The sequence below is a fragment of the Teichococcus deserti genome, from assembly GCF_001982615.1.
Taxonomy (GTDB): domain Bacteria; phylum Pseudomonadota; class Alphaproteobacteria; order Acetobacterales; family Acetobacteraceae; genus Pseudoroseomonas; species Pseudoroseomonas deserti.
Genome location: NZ_MLCO01000373.1, coordinates 1 through 2,815 on the forward strand (window position 1 = coordinate 1; position 2,815 = coordinate 2,815).

The 2,815-nt window shown below is 73.2% G+C and carries 5 protein-coding genes and 1 tRNA gene; 5 read left to right on the plus strand and 1 reads right to left on the minus strand.

What is annotated here, in order from left to right:
- The 5 genes from BKE38_RS32510 to BKE38_RS27450 form a co-directional block, all read left to right on the plus strand.
- Window positions 1-405 (plus strand): hypothetical protein (locus BKE38_RS32510; RefSeq protein WP_420014339.1); only part of this gene is annotated, 405 nt, incomplete at its 5' end.
- A gap of 36 nt (window positions 406-441) precedes the next feature.
- Window positions 442-813, plus strand: coding sequence for a phage tail fiber protein (locus BKE38_RS27435; protein ID WP_076960359.1), 372 nt, complete (start codon window positions 442-444; stop codon window positions 811-813).
- 12 nt (window positions 814-825) lie between these two features.
- Entirely contained in the window at window positions 826-1,017 is a 192-nt protein-coding gene (locus BKE38_RS27440) for a hypothetical protein (RefSeq protein WP_076960360.1), read from the plus strand.
- Window positions 1,018-1,078: 61 nt separating this feature from the next.
- Entirely contained in the window at window positions 1,079-1,276 is a 198-nt protein-coding gene (locus BKE38_RS27445) for a hypothetical protein (protein WP_076960361.1), read from the plus strand.
- Between the two features lie 89 nt (window positions 1,277-1,365).
- Window positions 1,366-1,440 (plus strand) — tRNA-Thr (locus tag BKE38_RS27450).
- A gap of 114 nt (window positions 1,441-1,554) precedes the next feature.
- Here the strand turns inward: BKE38_RS27450 and BKE38_RS27455 are convergent.
- The gene (locus tag BKE38_RS27455; protein WP_076960362.1) at window positions 1,555-2,769 is read right to left on the minus strand and encodes a PepSY-associated TM helix domain-containing protein; all 1,215 of its coding nucleotides are present in this window, start codon (window positions 2,767-2,769) and stop codon (window positions 1,555-1,557) included.
- Window positions 2,770-2,815: the final 46 nt, after the last annotated feature.

Here is a 2,815-nt window from a genome sequence, read left to right on the forward strand (position 1 = left end):
CGCCTGGATGGCGCTGCCGCCGGCGCCAGTCCGGCCGGGCTGCTGCAGATCGACGACGGCAGCGACGCCAACCGGCTGTTGCTGCGCAACGCGGCCGGCGGCAGCGCCATCCAGGCGCTCGCCGTCGGCGGCGGCGCGACGCTGGCCACGCTGGCCGGCGGCAGCATGATCGCCGGCACCGCCTTCCGCGCGGCGCTGGCCTGGTCGGGGTCGGAGCTCGCCCTCTGCCTCAATGGCGGCACGGTGCAGGCGGCCGCGGCGACGCTGCCCGGCGGTCTGACCCGGCTGCTGGCCGGCCATGGCAGTGCCGGCCTCACCCAGGCCGCCAACGGCCAGCTGGCGCTGCTCGACTACCGCCCGGCCCGCCTGCCCAACGCCATGCTTCAGGCGCTGTCCGCGCCCTGAGCCTTTCTTCCCCGTGTCAGACAAGGACAGATCCGCATGCCCATCCTGACCGACTACGCGAAGAACATCCTGGCCCGCGCGCTTTGCGGCCGCTCGCCGGCGCTGCCGACCACCATCTTCCTGGCGCTGGGCTCCGGCGGCGGCGCCTCGGGCCTGACCGGCGAGCCGGTCGGCAACGGCTATGCCCGGCAGCGCGTGACCTTCACCGGCACCGGCCAGCAGCGCAATGTCGAGACGGTGCGCTTCGTCTTCAGCGCCGCCGCCGGCAACCTGACCTATGTCGGGCTCTACGACGCGGCGACCGGCGGCAATGCCCTGGCCTATGGGCTGCTGGCCAGCACCGCCGCGGTTTCCGGCCCCGGCACCGTGACCGTGGCCGCCGAGGCCGTCACCATCACCGGCAGCTGAAGGAGACCCGCCATGGAGACCTGGCTGCGCGCCCAGATCACCCAGCCCAGCACCTGGCGCGGGCTGTTCCTGATGCTCAGCGCCGGCTTCGGCATCAGCGTCTCGGCCGAGCTGCAGGCGGCGCTGCCGAATCTGGCGATCGCGGCACTGGGGCTGTGGGAGGCGGTCCGCAAGGGCGGCCGCTTCGGCGACCCCGGCGCTTAAGCTCGCATCGATGTGCGCCCTGTCCGGCCAACGATCCGGGCAGGGCGCGCGTTGTCCTGCCATGTTCAGAACAACCCCGCATCGCAGCCTGGGAGCCCGCATCCGCCGCGCGGCGCTGCGGCTGCAGCTCCTGGTGCTGCTGCTGGTCTCGGCCGCCTCCGGCCTGCTGGCGCAGCAGCTCGCCCCGCATGCCGACCGCCTGGCCGACCGCTACATCGCCATCGGCGAGGCGCCGGACGAGGCCGGCAGCATGCGCTGAACCGCGGCGCTTTTCGGCATCGCCCGCAAAAAGGGGGTTGCGCCGGCGCCGCCCGCCCCTTAGAGAGCGCCTCGCTTCCACGGCGGTAAGCTGCTGTAGCTCAGTGGTAGAGCACTCCCTTGGTAAGGGAGAGGTCGAGAGTTCAATCCTCTCTAGCAGCACCACCCCCTTTTCTTGAAGAATGATGCAAGTCGCGCCTCGCCGCGGCTTTTTTTGTGCCCGCCGCCCGGCCCCGGGGCCGTGAGGCGCGCCAGCGAGCGCGCCTCACCCCGGAAGACTCATTCAGCGGCGACGAGCGCGGAGCGCCGGCGCGCCAGCGCCCAGCGCGCGACATCCACCATCCAGAAGGCCAGCAGGCTGAGCCCCGCCATCGGCAGCGCCCAGCCGATCGCCAGCGCCAACAGCACCACGCCGCCGCGCCAGGCCCAGGACAGCCGCAGCCAGGCGAGCGTCAGGCTGCGCGGCACCGCCCCCGGCGCCGGCCGGCTCTGCCACCAGATGCGGTAGCCGTAGACGGTGGCCGCGATCAGGCCGATGCCGATCGCCGCCATCAGCAGCTGGTTCGGCAGGCCGAACAGCACCCCCATATGCGCGTCGATCCCCCAGCGGATCAGCTTCGCCACGATCGGAAAGGTCGCGAAGTCGGCGCGGCTCGTCACCGACAGGTCGCGCGGATCGAGGGTGATGGTGTCGACCTGGGTCGGCCAGGAGCGGTCGTATTCCCGCACCAGCCAGGCCCGCCCCGGCCGCGGCAGGCGGATCTCGACGAAGCTGGAATCGATCCCCGCCGCGCGCGAGGCCGCCAGCACGGCGTCGAGCTGCGCCACCGCATCGGGTGCCACCGGCGCCGCCGGCATGGGGCTGGCGCCATCGCCATGGTGATGCGCATGCGGGTCGGCGGCGGCGGCAGGACCTTCCCTGGGCGCCTCGGCCAGGGTCAGCGTCACCGCCGGCGTCACCCAGCCCAGCGCGCCGCGCAGCGCGTCGATCCGCCCGCCGGCCCATTGCGACCAGGTCAGGCCGGTGGCCGAGAGGAACAGCAGCCCCAGCGCGATCACCACGCCGGTGACGCCGTGGCGGTTGCGCGTGCGCAGCCGGGCGTTGCTCGGCGCCTGCCGCGCCAGGCGGCCGGTGCGGCGCCAGGCCCACATCAGCACCCCGCCCAGCGCCAGCAGCCAGAGCCAGGAGGCGGCGAGCTCGCTGTAGAGCCGCCCGGCCTCGCCCAGCATCAGGTTGCGGTGCAGGTAGTCGATGGCGGTGCGCAGCGGCAGCACGCCGCTGGTGCCGTAGACGGTCATGTCGCCGCGCACCGCCAGGCTGGCGGGATCGATGAAGATCGCCCGGCTCTCGGAATCGCCAAGTCCCGGGGTGATGAACATCACCCGCGTGGTCAGCCCCTCGGCGGTGGCGGGGCGCAGCGCGAAGAGCCGCGCGCCGGGGCCGGCGACCGCCTGGGCGGCGGTGGCCTGCTCGGCCCTGTCTCTGATACCCATCTGACCCTGCCGACGATCTTACGCGTGTGGACATCTGTGCCGGGCG